An 18,911-nucleotide genomic window follows, 5' to 3' on the forward strand; every position below is an offset into this window, starting at 1 on the left:
ATAACTCACTCTTGTCCCCATAGAAAAAACACCTCCATGTTTTATTTCGGATCACAACGGTCCGTTTTCAAACTTGAAGGTGTTTTTTATTTGTCTCATCTTAGGGGGTCAGTCCCAAAGGGTCTGCTTTTTTACTTATCATTTTTGGCCCGCTGATCGGCTGCTTTCATACGTGCCATCGCTTTTACGTCATTTGGATCTGCAAGTTCTTTGGAAAATTCAACATATTCGCCATCCGTCTCTTGAGCAGCATTTTGTTGGATGGATTTTTTGTTTTGGTCTTTTTTCAAAGCCTTTCCCTCCTTTACAAGATCACTTTAGTTATGTGCTTGTTGGAGTGGAATATCCGCCCTATTTGCTTCTTTTTTCTGCTGCTCTTTCCGCTTTTTTGAATTCCTGCTGATACAGGACTTCTTGGGTTTTCTTCAGACGAGAAGTTGGTTGGTGTTCTTTTTTCTTCATTAAAACAGCCCCCTCCAATCGTTTCTTTATAGGGTGGGTGTTTTGTTTAACTTTTATTCCTTTGAATGCAAAATCGCATCTTTTAGCTCAGGATGCAAAAATTCATAAGTGGAAAGCAGCGCCTTTTTGGGCAGAGCACGTTGACCTTCTAAAACAAGTAATGACATTTCACCAAGTACGGTTTTGATGACAAAGGAAGGCACCTTCAGCCAATGAGGACGACGAAGGGCAGAGGCAATGGTTTGTCCGAGCTGTTTCATTTGAACAGGATTCGGAGACGTTACATTGAGTGAACCCGATACCTGTTCATGCTGAATGGCAAAAGCAATGAGATGTGCGACATCTTCTACATGAACCCATGATACCCACTGTGAACCTGATCCGATGGTTCCACCGGCAAACAGCTTGTATGGCAGGGTCATGAGAGGCAGTGTGCCTTTTTCTCCTAATACGACCCCAAAGCGTGTATAGACAGTACGTATGCCGAGTGCTTCAATTTTTTGACCCTCGGCTTCCCAAAGCTTTGACGTATGACTTAAGAAGTCTGTATCAGCTGAAGGGGCTTCTTCCGTAAAGTTCTGGGTCTTAGAAGTGCCATAAATACCGACAGCACTTGCCTGAATGAGCACAGAAGGTTTCGTTTTCTGCGCTTCTATAATTCGTCTCACTTCTTGAGTTGATTGTAGACGGCTTGAGAGGATGCCTTCTTTGGCCTTGACTGTCCAGCGTGTGAAGATGGATTTTCCGGCAAGGTTGATCCATACATCGATGTCAGGCAATTTATGTTCCGGGGCAGCACCTTCTGTCAACCACTGCACGTAATGTAAATGATTTTGTTCGGATTCCTTTGGATTTCTTGTTAAAATATATAGATGATGTCCTTCAGCAGCGAGCACTTTTGTGACCTGCTGGCCGATAAAACCGGTTCCTCCGGTAATGGCGATATTCAATTGACATCTCTCCTCTCATATACATACCTATATCTTTCACGATTTTGAATCAGAAGAAACATCCTGACTGTTTTGGAAAAGGAGTGATCACAGGATGCCCTATATTACAAAAATTTCTGCTCAGAAAAACAATACCGAGCGGGTCAACATCTTTCTTGATGAAAAGTACGCCTTTAGCGTTGATTTAGATGTGCTCGTCCACCACGATTTGAAAAAAGGAAAAGAGCTGGACGAAGCAGATATCATTGAGATTCAATTCGGCGATTCTGTCAAAAAAGGATTTCAGCAGACCGTTGATTATTTATCTTTCCGAATGAGGTCAGTGAAAGAAGTCACCGATTATTTGACGAAAAAAGACATACCAGCACCTGCTATTAGTGAAATTATACACAAATTAAAGCAATATAAGTATGTAAATGATCTTGAATTTGCTGAAGCATATGTGAGTACACACCGGAAAAAGAATAGTAAAGGGCCGTCAGTCCTGAAAAAAGAATTAAAGATTAAAGGCATAGATGATGACACCATTGAACAAGCACTTGCGCAATATCCTAATAACTTGCAGCTAGAGGAAGCCGTCAGACAAGTTCTCAAGCTTGTGAAAAAAGAAAAAAATCGTTCTGCAAAAGAGATTGAGCAGCGCATCAAGCTTCAGCTACAAAGAAAGGGTTTTTCGTTTGAGATCATTGATAAAGCCCTCCAAGAAGCCTATGATGGACAAGAAGAAGAAAAGGAAGAAGAAGCCCTCCATTATATGCTGGAAAAAGCAAAACGAAAGGCAGGATATGACGGGTCATTTGAAAAGAAGATGAAAGTGAAGCAATTTCTATATAGAAAAGGCTTTGATCTTGATACAATTGATCACGTTTTAGACAAAGGGGAATGACAGATGGAAAAACGATATAGTGAGATGACAGATTACGAATTAAAGCAGGAGATTGCAGCACTTTCAGAAAAAGCAAGAAAGGCTGAACAGCTAGGCATTGTGAATGAATACGCTGTTTTAGAAAGAAAAATCGATATGGCCAAAGCCTATTTATTAGACCCGGCCACAATTCAAATCCATTCGTCCTATCAAATCAAAGATACAGACGAGCAATTTTATGTAGAATATGTGAATGGGGTATTTGCTTGGGGGTACAGAGTAACTGCTCCAGAGAAGGAAGATGCTTTGCCGATTTCATTGCTTACACAAAAGGACTGATCCAAAGATCAGTCCCTCAGCGTGTAGAATAACCCTCGCATTCGTTGTCAGCCCTGCGTGCCGGTGCTCACGAATCTAAAATTCGCTCCGCTCCAGTACTCGTCCTTCCTAGACTTCAAAGGTTTTCAATCACGCTGAAAAGAAGACAAAGGGCTAAAATAAAGATCATTTTAGCCCTTTGTCAACAATCTAAGGACTGATCCAAAGATCAGTCCCTTTCTTTACTTCGAACGTTGTTTACGAACGTTGTTCTGAAGTACGATGTCGTGCTGCGTTTGCTGCGTTTCTCCATTGACCTGAGAGGCTGAATGTTTTGGATTCGCCCATGGTTGAGGGTAAGCGGTTGTCCTTAATTGAACAAAGTCTGCCATATACGATTTCCTATTTGAACTCATATCTCAAGCACTCCCTTTGGAAAAATTAGCGTTTCCCTGATGCCCTCATACGTTCCTGTGGACGTGTATTCGTCTCACCATTTGTCCTTTTAGAAGCAAAAGCATCTGTGGCGCCTGGTTCGCCTTCAAACTTGTGATTCATTTGATTTGGAAAGCCCTTTGCTTGATTGCGCATATCGATTCCCTCCAAACCATACAAATCATTTACGTCTTTTGAAGACGTAAGGGTAGTATATGAAAAAAGAAACTTTTTTAAAAAGGCACTTTCTGCTAGATGAGGGAGGAACGAGCCGTGGAACAATACTTTGATCGATTAAGAACAACTAATGGAAAAAACAATATGCTGACATTTGAAGAAGCACGTATATGGGTAGAGCTATTAGGAGTGATTTTTGAAACGACCTATGCAAAGGCCGGTCACAAGTATAAAGGACAGGGAACGACAGAGCGGATTGTCCAAGAATGGAGAGAGCTACAGTGCTCAGTTGCACTTATTTCAAAATAAACACTCAAAGGTAAACGGGCATCTGCAACATAACCAAAAAGGAGAGCTGCATTAATTCTCTTTTCACTTCTACTCATCTTTTTAAAAAAACAGGAAAATATATAAGTATACAAACAATTTTATAAAACAATAACCAGTCTGTGATACGAATTACAGGCTTTTTACAATGGTTAAACTTAAAATTACATTAAATTCATCTTGCTGAAAATCACTGGAAATAAAACTCTGATATAATGAAATGATTAAAAAACATGAAATTTATGGATAATAAAAAAGTGTTTCGTTTTCTGATAAAAAAGGAATAATGAACATAACAGACTGTGTGAAAAAAGTGAAGAGAAGGTGCGATATGGAAAGGGAATTGCTCTCTGTTATAATTCCTTCTTACAATGAAGGTGAAAATATCAGACGAATCTTTGAGGCACTCGAGGAAGAGTTTCGGAATTTTTATTATGACTTTGAAATCATCTATATTAATGATGGAAGCAAAGATAATACGCTTCAATACATGAGAGAGCTCTCTTGCAAAAATGCAAAGGTCAAATATATTTCCTTTTCACGAAATTTCGGGAAGGAAGCGGCTATTTTGGCAGGGCTTGAACATGCAAAGGGAGTAGCTGCCATCATGATGGATGCCGACCTACAGCACCCAACGTATTTGATTCAGGAGTTTGTCAGAGGGTATGAAGAAGGGTATCATCAAGTCATTGCCAAACGGAACCGTAAAGGGGACAGCAAGCTTCGCTCTTATCTATCATCGATGTACTATAGAGTCATGAACAAGGTTGTTGAAGTGGATCTGCGTGATGGCGTCGGAGATTTCCGTTTAATTTCACGCCAAGCAATCGACGCATTACTGCAACTGAAAGAAGGGAATCGTTTTTCGAAAGGGCTTTTTTGCTGGATTGGGTTTGAAGAAAAGGTCATCTATTATGAAAATGTAGAAAGGCAGCATGGTGATACAAAATGGTCCCTGAAGAAATTATTTAACTATGGCATTGATGGCGTCATTTCCTTTAACAACCGCCCGTTGCGTATTTGTTTTTATACTGGCATGCTAATCTTATTCCTCTCTTTGATTTACATCGTGGCCACCTTTATTCAAATTGTCAGAACGGGAATCATGGTACCGGGTTATTTTACTTTAATATCGGCTGTGCTTTTCCTCGGAGGTGTCCAGCTTTTGAGTCTAGGCGTGATTGGAGAATACATCGGACGTATCTACTATGAAACGAAAAAGAGGCCGCATTATTTAATCCAAGAATCAAATGTAATGGGACAAGGCACAAGCTCAAAAGAACAGGACCGAGTGTTAACGCAGTTATTTAAATAACGTGGAGTCAAATAACCGGCAAGCACGAATCGCTTGCTGGGTTGTTTTGTTTCAAAGAACAGTGGATCTTTTGTAGAAAGGATTTAGAATTGATGAAACGTAAATGGAATATCATTGGATTGTGCCTCATTCTCGCTCTATTAGGACACTTCTTTTTCTTATATGAATATACGCAAGGCCGATATATGACAGGAGATGGGGACGGCATCTCGCAAATGCTCCCGTTTAAAAAGCTGCTTTATGACGAATATGTCAAAGGAAACTTTTTTTATTCCTATCAATTTGGTCTAGGCGGCGGTACATACACGCAATTAGGTTATTATTTTACAACATCGACTGTCTTTATGGTCACGGTTGCTGTAGTCTGGCTGATGAATGCGCTTCATCTCATTCAGTCAACAGACATTCATTTTTGGGCAAATACTGTTATTTGGCTCAGTGTGATCAAGCTGACGTTGATTCTTTTCATCGCCTATTGCGTTTTGTTTTCAATGGTTCAACATAAACTGAGCGCACTGACAGGTGCCGGGATATATGGACTGTCTATAGTGTATTTTCGGCATCAAACGTTTTGGGAGTTTTTCACTGACAGCATGATGTGGCTTCCGCTGCTTGTGCTGGGGGTTGAACGAATATTCAAAACGGGAAAGCCGGCTTGGTTTATTGTGGCGTGCAGCCTCATGCTCATCAACAATTTTTACTTTGCTTATATTCACTTTATCTTTTTAGCGATTTATCTCGTATTTAGATATCTCATCAAGCTTCGGAGAGAGGAGCGCGGCTGGAAGATTTTCTGGACCCTTGCGACTTCCACGCTGTTATCCTTTGGAATCAGTGCCGCCTTTTTTATCCCTTCTGTTTACGGGTTTCTCAATAATGTAAGGCCGCCGTATGATCAGACGATACCTTGGTTCGAGCTACATGATCATCTGCTGTTTACAAGCAGGGTGTATGTATTACCTGTGATCTTTCTCATTTGTTTGTTCCTTGTTCCGCTATACCGGAACCGGTGGTTTTTCATGTTCACATCCATTAGTGTTCTACTCATTGTTTTTCACTACAGTCCAAAGATAGCGAGTGTGTTTAATGGTTTTTCTGCACCTCAGTATAGATTTGAATACATTCTAGCCTTTACAGTTGGAGCAGCCGTTGCCATCACGATTAAGCATTTCACGCATATAGAATGGAAGTGGAAAAAGCGTGCGGTATTATGTGCCTGGATCGTTTTCCTCCTCACTGTCTTCTTGTCGGAACGAGCGATGCGAAATATGGATGTCGTTGTGTTGACAGGAGCTGGACTGCTTGTGATTAGCTTGCTATGCCTTTGGCTACATGCTGAAAAACGCCAGCACCTTCGTCTGTTTTCAGCCGTTTTGCTTGCCGTTAGTCTACTGACAGCAGTCGCTTATCAAAAGGGCTACTTGTCTGAAGGGAGCAGCATTAAGGAAGTATCAGATACGTATATGAAAAGTGAGGCGTATGCGGGCCATGAGCAAATGGAGCTCATTCAGCTAATTCAAAGCCTCTCAAAAGACCCGCTCGCGAGGATTGATTGGATGAATGGTGTGCGAAACAATACCCCATTATTTGAAGGCTTTCAAGGGATGAGTGTGTATTCGAGCATATTAAATAAGCATTTGCTCAATTTCTACTGGATTGACCTGCAAATTGATATGGGGCGGGAAAGTGTCAGCCGTTATGCGACAATGGGTGACCGAGTGAATTTATACAGCCTGACCTACGGAAAGTATTATATGAGAGACAAAATGATGTCTTACTCACCGCCATCTGATTTTCAGCTAATTTTGGACAGTGAGCATTATGAGGTGTATGAAAATACACGCCCGCTTCCATTTGCAAGAACAACAAGTACCATCTATTCAGAAGCATCCCTTCAGCATGCCTCAGTCCTTGATAGGGAGCATGCAATGCTGCAAGGCGTGATTTTAGACAAAAAAGGAAATGCTGAAATGGACCATTCGCCTAATCGAGTAAAGGATGCAAATATTCATACTGAACAAGCAGTATACGAAAATAGCGTGCTGGATGTATACGGAGAAACGGGCGGCCTGAATATCACCCTTCCAGATGATATGGCTCATGCCGGGGATGTGTATGTGAGCTTTTATATAAAGCGGACAGAACGTAACGTAGGGTTTCAGCTGTCCGTTGACAGGTACGTCACATCACGAAAAAGCAATACATCGATCTACAAAACAGGCGTAAATGAAGTAACCATTCGGGTCCCTGCTGAAAGGATACTCTCCATTCGAGTACCAAAAGGGACATATGAGCTCAGTCAATTAAAGCTATATCAAGAACCTTATCGCATCCTGAAGCAAGCATATGAAAAAGAGAAACAGGATGATGGCAACCAGCAGGTAAAGCTTCAAAACAATCGCTTTACGATTTCATATGATAACAAGCGTGGCGATGATTATATGGTTTTACCAGTTCCATATGAAAAAGGCTGGGATCTCACCGTCAATGGACATCAAACAAACATTGAAAAGGCCAATTACGCATTTATCGGCTTTCCAATCGAAAAAGGCAAAAATGATATTGAATTAACCTACTATCCGCCTTATATCAGAATTCTGGTTCTGATCTCACTGATCAGTCTGATCGTTGCGATCCTATATGCACGGAGAAAACACAAGAAATACCACTTTTAATTTATAAGCATGCACACTTTTCAGGATTTTTATAAAACCTGTAGCCTTTTCAGTCAGTTGTTGAGTATAGAAGTGTTTGTCGTTCGGACAAATGTGCTGGTCTTTTTCATTGTCGTATTGAAACTTCCACTTCGGAAACAAATCTCTTGTAGGATGAAATCGTCTGTGGGCGATAACGCCAAAATTATGATGATCGGATAGCCCTTTCAGATTGGTGTAGTCAAATAACTGGAATCAAGAGCGACGGCTTCTACTTGAAAACCAAGGTCGTGCGAATTGGTGATCTAATCTGTCCAGATAAGGTGGAGAATCATAAATATGACCAGGCGTTACGTAGATATCGGTGATAATATTGTGTCATATCCGTTGTTCGGTGATCTAAATAGAGGCTTATCCAAGTCTTTTATATAGTTTTGTGTATCTTTTACAATCGTTTTTCTCGTATATTTATGCTTATTGGCATTGGCTTTAAGGTGGGTTGAATCGGTGAAGGCATAACATAAAAAAGACTCGCTCACACAGAGCCGAGTCTTAATTTTTTTTGCAGTTTTTCTTCACTGAAAATCCATCCGGTATAGGAATTTTTGATTTGATGATCCATGTCGATGTGGCAGATCGCGACAAAGGGATAATGACCTTTGCTGCGGTAGCGTAAGTCAATGAACCGCACTTCATAATGATCCTTGTATTTATCCACTTCCCACCGGTATACAGGGGAAAACGACAGAAAGGCTGATATGTTTTTATCTTGTTTGGCAATCTTCATGATCTCTGTATTGGGAACCGGCACACGGTTAAATGTGTCTAAAATGACGATCTCTCCATTCATGCTTCGACCGACATGGAAAGACGATTTGCATTTAACCGCAATGCGCCATTGCCTGAATTTCATTGTAGGCGAAATAATAATTTCTTCAATCTCATAGAATCGTGCACGTACCTCCTTTTTGATATGAAGCTGCATGATGACCCTGACGATATAGTAACAGAAAATCACGGCATACAGCGTTAAGAACGTATAACCGGGATGTCCGCCAATTGCCCAAATGACAATGGCGACAAGGTGTGTAAAAAAGATAAATGGATCAAAGGTGTTAATGATTCCAAGCGCTACCCACTTCTTTGAAAAAGGACGAATGGCCTGTGTGCCGTATGCATTGAAAATATCAACAAACACATGAAGAACAACGGCTAACAGTGTCCATAACCAAAGGTGAAGTAAATTCGCTCCTGGTACAAATGGGAAAAGCACACCTGGAATCAGCAATGACCAAAACAGTACTGCTGGAATGGAGTGAGTAAATCCTCGGTGATTTCTTATATAAACCGCATTATTTTTTAGCTTTAGCACAGTATCAATGTCTGGTGCTTGGGAGCCAGCAATGGTCGCAATCATGACGGCATGTGCCATTTGAGGGTCTACGCTAACGGCTGGATCTAAAAGTGCAAGTCCCCCAAGAGAGATGCCCATTACTACATGAGTACCAGTATCCAATTGATTACCTCCTAGTTGTCATGCTTAGGAACAATCATTCAAAGTATACGTCTTCATTCATGTGCAAAATCACTTTTGCTTTGTCTTGATTTAATGTAACATGTTAACGTATCTACAAACAGTATACAACAAATAAGGTTCTTTTCAGAACGTTATCCCTCGGTTCAATGAGAAGGAGTATAAACATGAAAGACATTCAAGAAAGGCTGAATCGCAAAGATATTACGGGTATTCAGCAAGATTTAATCGATTGGTATGAAAAAGAACAACGGACATTGCCATGGCGTGAAAATCAAGATCCATACCGGGTCTGGGTATCAGAAGTGATGCTTCAGCAAACGAGAGTGGATACGGTGATTCCATATTTCCTCCGGTTTATGGAGCAGTTCCCAACTGTTAAAGATCTTGCTTTAGCCGATGAAGAAAAGGTGATGAAAGCATGGGAAGGTCTTGGCTACTATTCAAGAGTTCGTAATTTGCAGGCAGCTGTGAAAGAAGTATATGAATCTTACGGGGGCGTTGTCCCTGATACGAAAGGAAAATTTTCAAAGCTCAAAGGTGTAGGCCCGTATACTAGTGGCGCAGTGCTAAGTATCGCCTATAACAAGCCGTACCCTGCGGTAGATGGCAACGTCATGAGGGTTATTTCTCGGATCTTGTCGATATGGGATGACATTGCGAAGCCAAAAACGAGAAACACTTTCGAATTTGCTGTCGATCAGCTCATTTCCTGGGAAAAGCCGTCTCAATTCAATCAAGGGCTAATGGAGCTAGGTGCGCTCATTTGCACCCCAACATCACCTTCATGTCTCATTTGCCCTGTAAACATGCATTGCTCGGCTTTAGAAGAAGGCGTTCAGCATGAGCTGCCAGTGAAAAGCAAAAAGAAAAAGCCTACTGCCAAATCAATGGCAGCAGTGGTTTTATTTGATGATGCAGGTCAACTGTATATTCATAAACGGCCAAGTACAGGTCTCCTTGCGAATTTATGGGAATTCCCTAACATGGAAACAATAAAGGGAAGAAAAACGGAAAAAGAACAGCTGCTTGAATTTCTAAAAGAAGAGGCAGGTGTACAAGCAGAGCTTGGTGATTTAGAAGGCACCATTCAGCATGTATTTACCCACCTCATCTGGAACATTTCTGTTTTCTTTGGCCGGGTCATCTCCGCATCTGATGAAACTGTGCTAAAAAAAGTAACAACAGAAGAGTTCGAGGCGTATGCTTTCCCGGTGTCACATCAAAAAATTTGGAAGATGGCACTCGAGCAGCCTAGTCGTATTTAACCGTAGTCCCGTGGGTATAATCGGCTTCATTTCGGTGCAGACCCCCGCGGTTTTCGATTTCAGAAATGATTTCTCGATACTTGGATTGCCCTTCCTCGTTTAAATAAGGTAAAATTTGTTGGAAAGCATGATGAAAGTAAGCAAGCTCAGTATCTTTCCATTGATCCTTGGATATCATGCCAAGCTGACTTAAATCGCGTCCGACATACATGAATGTTACCTCCTAATAGAACTTTCCCTATTAGTGTGAAGCGAATGGACGAAAACTATTCAAATCAGGAGATGAACCATAATGAATCAACGTGAATGTGCATTAATTACAGGTAGCAGCAGAGGTGTGGGGAAGGAAGTTGCCCTTCGCCTAGCTGAAAAAGGATATAACATTGTCATTAACTATGCAAGAAGCAAAAAAGCAGCACTTGAAACTGCTGAAGAAATTGAAGCGATGGGTGTCAAAACATTGGTCGTGAAAGCCAATGTAGGTCAGCCTGAAAAAATCAAAGACATGTTTCAGCAAATCGATGAAACATTTGGCCGTTTAGATGTATTTGTCAACAATGCGGCGTCTGGCGTTCAGCGCCCAATTATGAACCTTGAAGAAAACCATTGGGACTGGACAATGAATATCAATGCGAAAGCCTTGTTATTCTGCGGACAAGAAGCAGCAAAATTAATGGAAAAAAACGGCGGAGGACATATCGTCAGCATTAGCTCACTAGGCTCAATTCGCTACCTTGAAAATTACACAGTGGTCGGCGTATCAAAAGCAGCACTAGAAGCTTTGACCCGTTACCTATCTGTTGAGCTGTCACAAAAAAACATTGTCGTCAACGCAGTATCAGGCGGTGCTATCGACACAGATGCGCTAAAGCACTTTCCGAACCGTGAAGAGCTTTTAGAAGACGCGAAGAAAAACACACCAGCTGGCCGAATGGTGGAAATTAAAGACATGGTCGACAGTGTAGAATTCCTTGTATCAGGCAAAGCAGACATGATTAGAGGACAAACCATTATTGTGGATGGCGGACGTTCTTTACTTGTTTAAAAAAATCATGAATAGGATTTACACCTTCTGCACAAATTAATGTGCGTGGAGGTGATAATGATGGATCAACAAAACAAAACAAACGCACAACAAGTGAAGAAACAAAACCAAGCTGCTGCACAAGGCGAACAATATGACACTGAATTTGCTAGTGAGACTGACGCACAGCATGTAAAAAAATACAACCAAAAAGCTGAGCAAAACAAACAACAAAACAGCTAATCACTGAAACAGAGGAAAGCACTTCATATACGAATGAAGTGCTTTTCTTTTGCCTGGCACCACCATCCGACAAAACCTGTAAAACCTCTACATAAACAGTCAAAGGAATTCTTCATTCTTTCAAGAAATGGTATAGATATAAAAAGTCGATGGGAGGAGTTAGATGTCTGATTTCGATCAGCTTGTAAGAGAACAAATGCAGCTCATGGATCAGTTGATGCATGTACAAGGGGAACTCGATCTGTACTTAGAGACAGAAAAACGATTGCTGCAAGATGAAAAAAAGGATGAGCGGTATAGACTTTATGATCAAATCAAGCAGAAACGAGAAGAACTGCAAAAAGTCCAAACATTATTTACAAAACAGACAGAAGAGGTCATTAATTCATATAAACAGATGGAGAAGAGTTCAACTGTGATGTAACGCTGTGTGCCGTTCAATTGGGTTGAATGGCTTTTTCATTTCATTTTTTACCTATGTAACGGTATAATATAATAGAGACATGTTTAGTTGGGAAATTAGGTCTTTGGACTGTTAGGTGTGTTTGTTATAGAAAGTAGGGGAGAAAATATGGGCTATCCCAAGGAAGGAGAAACCATCCAAATTCAAAGCTATAAACATAATGGCTTAATCCACAGGATTTGGAATGAAACCACCATTCTGAAAGCAACGGAATTGTGTATCATTGGGGCAAACGACCGAACAATGGTGACAGAATCCGATGGCCGTACATGGATGACGAGAGAACCGGCTATTTGCTATTTTCATGCAAAACAATGGTTTAATGTAATTGGGATGCTTAGGGATGATGGGGTATATTATTACTGCAACATTAGCTCTCCTTTTGCGACAGACGAAGAGGCAATTAAGTATATTGATTACGATTTAGATGTCAAAGTCTTTCCAGACATGACGTACAATATATTGGATGAGGATGAATATGCAGATCATAAGAGGCAGATGAATTATCCAAAAGAAATCGATAGTATCTTAAGAGAGCATCTGAATACATTACTGCATTGGATTCACCAGCGGAAAGGACCGTTTGCTTCAGAATTTGTGGATATGTGGTATGAACGTTTTTTACGTTATACTAAATAAGCAAGAGCAACAAAAACCTGTTTGGCTTTCTAGGAGCTAACAGGTTTTTGACTGCGTACGGATAAGAGGCACTGATAGATTGGGAAGGAGATTTACATGGGGGTCATTAAACGCTACATGGCTTTTGTTACACCGTATAAAAAACAGATTGCATTGACAATGGTAATAGGGATGATCAAATTCTCTATTCCCTTAACCCTGCCTCTGCTCTTAAAGTATGTCATTGATGATGTCATTCAAGGCTCGGGGACGGCTGAAGAAAAGACATCGTCTCTCTTGATCATCATGGGCTTCATGCTCGTTTTATTTTTAGTGATGAGACCACCTGTTGAATACTACAGGCAATACTATGCACAGTGGACAGGCAGTAAGGTATTGTTTGATATTCGGGAAAAGCTGTTTTCCCATATTCAAAAGCTAAGTCTTCGTTATTATGCCAACACGAGAACAGGCGAAATCATTTCAAGGGTGATCAACGATGTGGAACAGACAAAGGAATTTGTCATTACAGGCCTCATGAACATTTGGCTTGATTTGATGACAGTCCTTATTGTGATTGCCATCATGTGTACACTTGATCTCAAGCTCACCATCGTGTCTGTCATTATTTTTCCGCTTTATGCGTTAGCTGTGAAGTATTTTTATGGACGACTTCGCAAGCTGACAAAAGAGCGGTCACAGGCACTGGCTGAGGTGCAAGGGCATCTGCATGAACGAGTACAAGGAATGCCAGTTATTCGCAGCTTTGCGATTGAAGAATACGAACAAGAGAATTTCCACGATGAAAACAAAAATTTCTTAACCAAAGCGATCAATCATACGAATTGGAATGCCAAAACATTTGCAGTCGTCAATACCATTACGGATATTGCGCCGCTTTTGATCATTGCATTTGCTGGCTATACCGTGATTAACGGCTCGCTTTCGATTGGTACAATGATTGCCTTTGTCGGCTACATTGACCGAATGTACAATCCGATTCGCCGCTTGATTAACTCATCGACGACGTTAACCCAGTCGGTGGCGTCAATGGATCGTATTTTTGAGTTTATTGATGAGCCTTATGAGGTAACAGATCGGCCAAATGCAAAAGAAACCAAACATTTAAAAGGAGAAGTGGAATTTAAAAATGTATCGTTTCGTTATGAACATACACAGGAAGAGACTTTACATCATGTCTCCTTGAAAGTAGAAAAAGGGCAAACAGTCGCCCTTGTAGGAATGAGCGGGGGAGGGAAGTCGACACTTGTGAGCTTAATTCCAAGATTTTATGATGTGACCAATGGGTTACTTGAAATTGACGGCATTGATATTAAAGAGTACAAAGCAAGAAGCCTTCGAAACCAAGTCGGAATGGTGCTGCAAGATACGTTCTTATTCAGCGACACGATCAAAGAAAATATTGCTATTGGGGACCCGGAAGCATCTTTTGAAGAAATCGTATCGGCTGCCAAAGCGGCAAATGCCCATGAATTCATCATGTCTCTTCCTGAAGGGTATGACACAAAGGTAGGAGAACGGGGCGTGAAGCTTTCAGGCGGTCAAAAACAACGAATTTCGATTGCAAGGGTATTTCTCAAAAATCCACCACTCCTCATATTGGATGAAGCGACATCTGCACTTGATTTAGAAAGTGAGCATTACATTCAAGAAGCGATGCAAAAGCTAGCAAAGGACCGCACAACCTTTATTGTTGCGCACCGCCTATCAACCATTACACATGCCGACCAAATTGTCGTCATGGAACAAGGTGAAATTGTGGAAAAAGGAACACACGAAGAATTAATGAACAGAGACAGCCACTATCGTCATCTATTTACCATTCAAACATTAAATTAGTAAAAGCCTATCCGATTATCTAGGCAGTTCCCTCTTCGAGAATGACTGCCCTTCAAACCAACGTTTTCTAGTCGCTTTTGATATGCTGGTGTTGTGTATTGAAAGCCTTGATCAGAATGAAGTACTGCTCCTTTGACAGTTTCCACGCGACGATCTCATTGTTATATAGATCTTGTATAGCTGAAAAATAATAGAAACGATGCTGGCAAGCAATATAGGTAATATCAGTTACATTGATTTAAATTCCAAGGTTTAATCTGTTTGGATGGACAACCGAAGCTTGTCTTCCGAAATACCGACGTTTTTTTCGAATGATAGATTGAATGTTCATCTCTTTCATCAACCTACAGACACGCTTATGGTTGATGTGAAATCCTTCTTTCTTTAAAGCGATTGTCACCCGAGGATAACCATAGAAGGGATGTGAATGATGAATGGCCATGATGTGCTCTTTTAAGAGTTGTTCATTCTGTTTCCGTTCCATTCTAGTCCTTTTATTCTTAAACCATTTATAATACCCTGATCGTGATACTTTGACGATACAAACGAGCCATGTCAACGGATAAAAACTCTTTAATTCATGAACAGCTTCAAACCGTGCAGTCTTCAGAATCCGTCCTCCCCGTGAAGATTTGGATAACGCTTTTTTAAGTATTCTACCTGACCTTTGACCCGATTTTTTAGCTGAGTGGCACTTCGGAGACCTAATGCTTCAGATAATGAGCGATAGCTTCCATTTCCTTCTTCATACATTTCACGGCTTTCATCTTAAATTCTTTCGTATAGTGTTGAAAAAGTTGTTATTTTCTCGCCATAAAAAATCCCCTCCAAGTATAGTGTAACAGCCAAGATATGTTCTCGGGCTTTTTACACTGTCTATTTAGAGGGGATCATACCACTTGGAACGAGTCTTTTCTGCTTAAGCTTCTTTTTCTTCTGTCTCAATTTCACTATCTTTTGGGTGATACGTTTGAAAGCTTGTAATCAATGTATCCAAATGCTCCAATTCATCACGGTATTCGATGATACTGGACATCACATTCAGCATATTATAATCGAGCAAGTCATTCTCTTGGTTTTGCTGATGCTGAATAAATGACTTTGTTAATGTTTCAAGTCGAAAAGAGCACTCATTTTGAAAATCATCGTCCTGCGGCTTCATTTTTCCAACAAACTTCATCAAGGTGCGCTCATGCCAATAGAGTAAATAATCAATCTCGTCGGTTAAGCTGTCCCTGAAATGCTCTGGCATCAAATGAATTTCATTTTCTAATTTATGCAGTTTTTTAAGCAAGTACAGAGCTCGATTTGACGTCATAATCGTCTGTCTGAACAAAACCAGCTTTCTTGATTTTACATACGTGGTTTTCTTTAAATAGCTTCGTTCCTCTTTGTATAACAAGTAAATGTGATCTAATTTGATCATACGTTCTTTTATTTGGTCGATGTCATCCTTTAAAGTGGAATGATCAGTAGACTGTCTGGAGCTTAGACGGATCCATTTTAAAATCTCCTCCGTATTTTCCATAATGTGATGAACGAGCTTTGTTTCATACTTTGGGGGCAGGAAGATTAAATTCACTAAAAATGAAGATAGAACCCCTAGCACCACAGTAGCTGTTCGGATTAAGGCAAAGGAAAGGAAATGATCCCCTGCACTTTCTAAAATAGCGATGACGGTTACAAGTGCAATCGGAATGGTGTGTTCAATCTTCAGCTTTAAATTAATGGCGATGACCATGACTGCTGTTAAACCGATAATGACTGGTCCTGTGCCGAAAAGCAGACCGAACGTAATGGCAAGTGCTGCTCCAATAATATTGGCTTGCACTTGGTCAACAATCGTTAAAAATGATCGATAAATAGATGGCTGGATAGCAAATACGGCTGCAATTCCCGCGAAAACGGGCGTTGGCAGCCCAAGCCATGTTGCCAGGTAAAGCGCGAGTACAATGGCAATACCAGTTTTTAAAATACGGGCTCCAAGTTTCATTGGTTTTGTCCCTGCATTCCTTTCTTTTTGATAATAGATGATCACTCGTCATATATCATAAATATTTTGATGAAACAACTAAGTAATATACAGCGGTCTTCCGAAATATTCAAGTGGTTTTTGAAAGTTCATGAAAACATCAAAAGAAGGTATTGTGAAAGAATGTAACAGATTCAATCGTTTTTGACAATGAAGAGCTGGTAAATAAAAAAACAGACGCAGTGATTTACGTCTGTTGTTGACTCGATTATGATTTTTTCAGCTGTTCAAACGCAAGATCTACCGCTTGCAGCGTCTCAGAAATATCTTTTTCAGTATGTGCGATGGTTAAGAACCAAGCTTCATATTTAGAAGGGGCAAGGTTAATACCTTGAGCCAGCATCAATTTGAAGAAGCGGGCGAACATTTCGCCATCCGTATTTTCAGCCTGCTCGTAGTTCACAATTGTTTCCTTTGTAAAGTAAATCGTGAGAGCACCTTTTAAGCGATTCACTGTAATATCTACTTGATGTTTTTTGGCATGGGCTAAGATTCCTTTTTCTAACATAGCGCCAAGCTGATCAAGACGCTCGTAGACTCCGTCTTCTTTTAACACTTCCAAGCATGCAATTCCGGAAAGAATTGACGCTGGATTTCCTGCCATCGTGCCAGCTTGATAGGCTGGTCCAAGCGGAGCAACTTGCTCCATAATTTCTTTTTTACCGCCGTAAGCACCGATTGGAAGACCACCGCCAATAATTTTTCCTAATGCAGTGAGGTCAGGTTTTACTTGAAGAAAATCCTGTGCACCGCCATACATAAAGCGGAAAGCTGTAATCACTTCATCATAGATCACGAGTGCGCCTTTTTCATGAGTTAGGTCATTGACCTGCTGCAAGAAGCAGTCCTTAGGCTCCACAATGCCAAAGTTTCCGACAATGGGCTCAACAAGGACAGCCGCTACTTCATCTCCCCATCGATCTAAAGCTTCTTTATAGCTATTGATATCATTAAATGGAACGGTAATAACTTCATTGGCGATGCTTTTGGGCACGCCCGCTGAATCTGGCGTTCCTAAAGTGGATGGACCAGAGCCTGCTGCAACGAGCACAAGATCAGAATGACCGTGATAACACCCGGCGAATTTAATGATCTTTGTTCTGCCTGTATAAGCGCGAGCCACACGAATCGTGGTCATCACAGCTTCGGTACCTGAATTGACAAAACGAACTTTATCCAAAGCAGGCATCGCTTCCTTCAGCATTTTCGCAAATGTAACTTCATGCTTCGTTGGTGTTCCATAAAGGACACCCGTTTCAGCCGCTTTCGTGATGGCTTTTGTAATATGAGAATGAGCATGGCCTGTAATAATAGGACCGTATGCTGCCAGATAATCGATATAGCGGTTTCCGTCTACATCCCAAAAATAAGCGCCTTCTCCTCTTTCCATTGCAACGGGTGATCCGCCGCCTACTGCTTTATATGAACGAGATGGGCTGTTGACCCCTCCAACAATATGCTCTAGCGCCTCTTGATGTAATTTTTCTGATTCTGTGAATTTCATAAATAGCCTCCTATCTCAACGTATCAGGTCGTCTATCATTATTTTAACATGCCGATGCAAGCCTTCTTAGTTGAATATCCTCTCAAAATTGGATAGGCTATTTAAAAAATAGGTTGGAGGGATTGTGTTATGACAATAGAAGTAGGGAAGCAAGTACCTGATATTGAATTAACCGGTGACAACGGGGAGAAAGTAAAGCTTTCTGATTTTAAAGGAAAACATATTGTCCTTTATTTCTATCCAAAAGATATGACCCCAGGCTGTACAACAGAAGCGTGCGATTTCCGTGATCGCCATCAAAGCTTTGCAGACTTAGATGCCGTCATTATAGGCGTAAGCCCAGACAATCAGGACAAGCACCAAAAGTTTAAAGAAAAACATGATTTACCGTTCCTGCTTCTTGTTGATGATGAACAGAAATTGTCTGAAGTATTCGGAGTTTGGAAGCTGAAAAAGAACTTTGGCAAAGAATACATGGGAATTGAGCGTTCAACGTTTCTTATTAATAAAGAAGGAACGCTTGTGAAAGAATGGCGAAAAGTAAAGGTGAAAGACCACGTAGAAGATGCTCTTGAGGAACTGAAAGCTCACGCTTAATATCATCACAGAATGAGATCGGCCGACATGGTCTTATCCCTGTCAAGTAGACAATTATAAAAAGCCTAACCTGCCAGTGTGTGACGGTATTCTACCGGAGCACACTGGTTTAATTTTTTCTGGAATCGATCGTGATTATAGAATTGAATGTAATCTTCTATGCTTTTATGAAGCTCTTTTTCCGTTTGACACGAAGAAAAGTAAGTGTTCTCTGTTTTGAGATGGGAGAAAAATGATTCGATACAGGCATTATCTAGGCAGTTTC

General features: G+C 40.8%; 23 protein-coding genes and 1 pseudogene. 12 read left to right on the forward strand and 12 right to left on the reverse strand.

All coding sequences use genetic code 11. The annotated features are described in order from the left end of the window. Positions 1-131: 131 nt before the first annotated feature. From LC033_RS14760 to LC033_RS14770, 3 genes are all read right to left on the reverse strand, one after another. Positions 132-290 carry a YfhD family protein gene (locus LC033_RS14760; RefSeq protein WP_226569700.1) on the reverse strand — a complete coding sequence of 53 codons (159 nt, stop codon included), beginning with the start codon at positions 288-290 and terminating at the stop codon, positions 132-134. Positions 291-351: 61 nt separating this feature from the next. Then, positions 352-462 (reverse strand): YfhE family protein, encoded by a 111-nt coding sequence (locus tag LC033_RS14765; protein ID WP_099679941.1) that lies wholly within the window; start codon positions 460-462, stop codon positions 352-354. A 53-nt stretch (positions 463-515) separates the two neighbouring features. Further along, positions 516-1,412 carry a TIGR01777 family oxidoreductase gene (locus LC033_RS14770; RefSeq protein WP_226569702.1) on the reverse strand — a complete coding sequence of 299 codons (897 nt, stop codon included), beginning with the start codon at positions 1,410-1,412 and terminating at the stop codon, positions 516-518. A 94-nt stretch (positions 1,413-1,506) separates the two neighbouring features. Between LC033_RS14770 and recX the strand changes: the two genes are divergently transcribed. Both recX and LC033_RS14780 read left to right on the forward strand, forming a co-directional pair. Next, positions 1,507-2,298: a recombination regulator RecX gene (gene recX / locus LC033_RS14775; RefSeq protein WP_226569704.1), complete on the forward strand. Its 792-nt coding sequence runs from the start codon at positions 1,507-1,509 to the stop codon at positions 2,296-2,298. Positions 2,299-2,301: 3 nt separating this feature from the next. Continuing rightward, positions 2,302-2,616, forward strand: a complete 315-nt coding sequence (locus LC033_RS14780; protein WP_226569706.1) for a YfhH family protein — start codon at positions 2,302-2,304, stop codon at positions 2,614-2,616. Positions 2,617-2,837: 221 nt separating this feature from the next. Here LC033_RS14780 and LC033_RS14785 read toward each other — a convergent pair whose 3' ends face one another. Continuing rightward, entirely contained in the window at positions 2,838-3,011 is a 174-nt protein-coding gene (locus LC033_RS14785; protein ID WP_226569708.1) for a YpzG family protein, read from the reverse strand. A gap of 25 nt (positions 3,012-3,036) precedes the next feature. Continuing rightward, positions 3,037-3,186, reverse strand: a complete 150-nt coding sequence (locus tag LC033_RS14790; RefSeq protein WP_226569711.1) for a small, acid-soluble spore protein K — start codon at positions 3,184-3,186, stop codon at positions 3,037-3,039. A 117-nt stretch (positions 3,187-3,303) separates the two neighbouring features. On the opposite strand from LC033_RS14790, the gene LC033_RS14795 reads away from it, so the two are divergent. From LC033_RS14795 to LC033_RS14805, 3 genes are all read left to right on the forward strand, one after another. Next, positions 3,304-3,516, forward strand: coding sequence for a YfhJ family protein (locus LC033_RS14795; RefSeq protein ID WP_376776465.1), 213 nt, complete (start codon positions 3,304-3,306; stop codon positions 3,514-3,516). 349 nt (positions 3,517-3,865) lie between these two features. Beyond that, complete coding sequence (locus LC033_RS14800; protein WP_226569714.1) at positions 3,866-4,849, forward strand: glycosyltransferase family 2 protein; 984 nt, start codon at positions 3,866-3,868, stop codon at positions 4,847-4,849. An 89-nt stretch (positions 4,850-4,938) separates the two neighbouring features. Continuing rightward, complete coding sequence (locus LC033_RS14805) at positions 4,939-7,524, forward strand: YfhO family protein (protein WP_226569716.1); 2,586 nt, start codon at positions 4,939-4,941, stop codon at positions 7,522-7,524. Between the two features lie 13 nt (positions 7,525-7,537). Here the strand turns inward: LC033_RS14805 and LC033_RS14810 are convergent. Both LC033_RS14810 and LC033_RS14815 read right to left on the reverse strand, forming a co-directional pair. Next, positions 7,538-8,015 (reverse strand): annotated as a pseudogene (locus LC033_RS14810) (transposase); the annotation flags it as partial. Positions 8,016-8,038: 23 nt separating this feature from the next. After that, positions 8,039-9,019 carry a metal-dependent hydrolase gene (locus LC033_RS14815; protein WP_226569718.1) on the reverse strand — a complete coding sequence of 327 codons (981 nt, stop codon included), beginning with the start codon at positions 9,017-9,019 and terminating at the stop codon, positions 8,039-8,041. Positions 9,020-9,204: 185 nt separating this feature from the next. Here LC033_RS14815 and mutY point away from each other — a divergent pair, with 185 nt between their 5' ends. Beyond that, complete coding sequence (gene mutY / locus LC033_RS14820) at positions 9,205-10,305, forward strand: A/G-specific adenine glycosylase (protein WP_226569720.1); 1,101 nt, start codon at positions 9,205-9,207, stop codon at positions 10,303-10,305. Here mutY and yfhS read toward each other — a convergent pair. Then, complete coding sequence (gene yfhS / locus LC033_RS14825; RefSeq protein ID WP_226569722.1) at positions 10,292-10,516, reverse strand: mother cell protein YfhS; 225 nt, start codon at positions 10,514-10,516, stop codon at positions 10,292-10,294. The two genes, mutY and yfhS, sit on opposite strands and share 14 nt — an antisense overlap. A gap of 81 nt (positions 10,517-10,597) precedes the next feature. On the opposite strand from yfhS, the gene fabL reads away from it, so the two are divergent. The 5 genes from fabL (at position 10,598) to LC033_RS14850 (ending at position 14,513) form a co-directional block, all read left to right on the forward strand. Then, positions 10,598-11,350 carry an enoyl-[acyl-carrier-protein] reductase FabL gene (gene fabL / locus LC033_RS14830; protein WP_226569724.1) on the forward strand — a complete coding sequence of 251 codons (753 nt, stop codon included), beginning with the start codon at positions 10,598-10,600 and terminating at the stop codon, positions 11,348-11,350. A 57-nt stretch (positions 11,351-11,407) separates the two neighbouring features. After that, complete coding sequence (locus LC033_RS14835) at positions 11,408-11,572, forward strand: gamma-type small acid-soluble spore protein (protein WP_226569725.1); 165 nt, start codon at positions 11,408-11,410, stop codon at positions 11,570-11,572. Between the two features lie 163 nt (positions 11,573-11,735). Continuing rightward, positions 11,736-11,996 carry a YgaB family protein gene (locus LC033_RS14840; RefSeq protein ID WP_226569727.1) on the forward strand — a complete coding sequence of 87 codons (261 nt, stop codon included), beginning with the start codon at positions 11,736-11,738 and terminating at the stop codon, positions 11,994-11,996. A gap of 147 nt (positions 11,997-12,143) precedes the next feature. Further along, a complete protein-coding gene (gene ntdP / locus LC033_RS14845) occupies positions 12,144-12,674 on the forward strand; it encodes a nucleoside tri-diphosphate phosphatase (protein WP_226569729.1) in 531 nt (176 codons plus the stop codon). A gap of 96 nt (positions 12,675-12,770) precedes the next feature. Then, positions 12,771-14,513, forward strand: coding sequence for an ABC transporter ATP-binding protein (locus LC033_RS14850; RefSeq protein ID WP_226569731.1), 1,743 nt, complete (start codon positions 12,771-12,773; stop codon positions 14,511-14,513). A gap of 238 nt (positions 14,514-14,751) precedes the next feature. On the opposite strand, the gene LC033_RS17385 is transcribed toward LC033_RS14850, so the two are convergent. From LC033_RS17385 to LC033_RS14865, 3 genes are all read right to left on the reverse strand, one after another. Next, entirely contained in the window at positions 14,752-14,997 is a 246-nt protein-coding gene (locus LC033_RS17385; protein ID WP_376776466.1) for an IS3 family transposase, read from the reverse strand. Between the two features lie 435 nt (positions 14,998-15,432). After that, positions 15,433-16,506 (reverse strand): FUSC family protein, encoded by a 1,074-nt coding sequence (locus tag LC033_RS14860; protein WP_226569733.1) that lies wholly within the window; start codon positions 16,504-16,506, stop codon positions 15,433-15,435. A gap of 247 nt (positions 16,507-16,753) precedes the next feature. Beyond that, positions 16,754-18,049, reverse strand: a complete 1,296-nt coding sequence (locus tag LC033_RS14865; RefSeq protein WP_226569735.1) for a glutamate-1-semialdehyde 2,1-aminomutase — start codon at positions 18,047-18,049, stop codon at positions 16,754-16,756. Positions 18,050-18,178: 129 nt separating this feature from the next. Here LC033_RS14865 and bcp point away from each other — a divergent pair, with 129 nt between their 5' ends. Further along, positions 18,179-18,646 (forward strand): thioredoxin-dependent thiol peroxidase, encoded by a 468-nt coding sequence (gene bcp / locus LC033_RS14870; protein ID WP_226569737.1) that lies wholly within the window; start codon positions 18,179-18,181, stop codon positions 18,644-18,646. A 65-nt stretch (positions 18,647-18,711) separates the two neighbouring features. On the opposite strand, the gene LC033_RS14875 is transcribed toward bcp, so the two are convergent. Continuing rightward, positions 18,712-18,911 (reverse strand): IS3 family transposase (locus LC033_RS14875; protein ID WP_226569739.1); only part of this gene is annotated, 200 nt, incomplete at its 5' end.

It is taken from the genome of Bacillus stratosphericus, from assembly GCF_020524495.1.
Lineage (GTDB): Bacteria > Bacillota > Bacilli > Bacillales > Bacillaceae > Bacillus > Bacillus stratosphericus_B.

What these genes read in the sequence shown, in the direction of transcription:
- LC033_RS14765 (WP_099679941.1), bottom strand. Translation starts at nt 462, where the DNA reads ATGAAGAAAAAAGAACACCAACCAACTTCTCGTCTGAAGAAAACCCAA.
- recX (WP_226569704.1), top strand. Translation starts at nt 1,507, where the DNA reads ATGCCCTATATTACAAAAATTTCTGCTCAGAAAAACAATACCGAGCGG.
- LC033_RS14780 (WP_226569706.1), top strand. Translation starts at nt 2,302, where the DNA reads ATGGAAAAACGATATAGTGAGATGACAGATTACGAATTAAAGCAGGAG.
- LC033_RS14785 (WP_226569708.1), bottom strand. Translation starts at nt 3,011, where the DNA reads ATGAGTTCAAATAGGAAATCGTATATGGCAGACTTTGTTCAATTAAGG.
- LC033_RS14790 (WP_226569711.1), bottom strand. Translation starts at nt 3,186, where the DNA reads ATGCGCAATCAAGCAAAGGGCTTTCCAAATCAAATGAATCACAAGTTT.
- LC033_RS14800 (WP_226569714.1), top strand. Translation starts at nt 3,866, where the DNA reads ATGGAAAGGGAATTGCTCTCTGTTATAATTCCTTCTTACAATGAAGGT.
- mutY (WP_226569720.1), top strand. Translation starts at nt 9,205, where the DNA reads ATGAAAGACATTCAAGAAAGGCTGAATCGCAAAGATATTACGGGTATT.
- yfhS (WP_226569722.1), bottom strand. Translation starts at nt 10,516, where the DNA reads ATGTATGTCGGACGCGATTTAAGTCAGCTTGGCATGATATCCAAGGAT.
- fabL (WP_226569724.1), top strand. Translation starts at nt 10,598, where the DNA reads ATGAATCAACGTGAATGTGCATTAATTACAGGTAGCAGCAGAGGTGTG.
- LC033_RS14835 (WP_226569725.1), top strand. Translation starts at nt 11,408, where the DNA reads ATGATGGATCAACAAAACAAAACAAACGCACAACAAGTGAAGAAACAA.
- LC033_RS14840 (WP_226569727.1), top strand. Translation starts at nt 11,736, where the DNA reads ATGTCTGATTTCGATCAGCTTGTAAGAGAACAAATGCAGCTCATGGAT.
- ntdP (WP_226569729.1), top strand. Translation starts at nt 12,144, where the DNA reads ATGGGCTATCCCAAGGAAGGAGAAACCATCCAAATTCAAAGCTATAAA.
- LC033_RS14850 (WP_226569731.1), top strand. Translation starts at nt 12,771, where the DNA reads ATGGGGGTCATTAAACGCTACATGGCTTTTGTTACACCGTATAAAAAA.
- LC033_RS17385 (WP_376776466.1), bottom strand. Translation starts at nt 14,997, where the DNA reads ATGGAACGGAAACAGAATGAACAACTCTTAAAAGAGCACATCATGGCC.
- LC033_RS14860 (WP_226569733.1), bottom strand. Translation starts at nt 16,506, where the DNA reads ATGAAACTTGGAGCCCGTATTTTAAAAACTGGTATTGCCATTGTACTC.
- LC033_RS14865 (WP_226569735.1), bottom strand. Translation starts at nt 18,049, where the DNA reads ATGAAATTCACAGAATCAGAAAAATTACATCAAGAGGCGCTAGAGCAT.
- bcp (WP_226569737.1), top strand. Translation starts at nt 18,179, where the DNA reads ATGACAATAGAAGTAGGGAAGCAAGTACCTGATATTGAATTAACCGGT.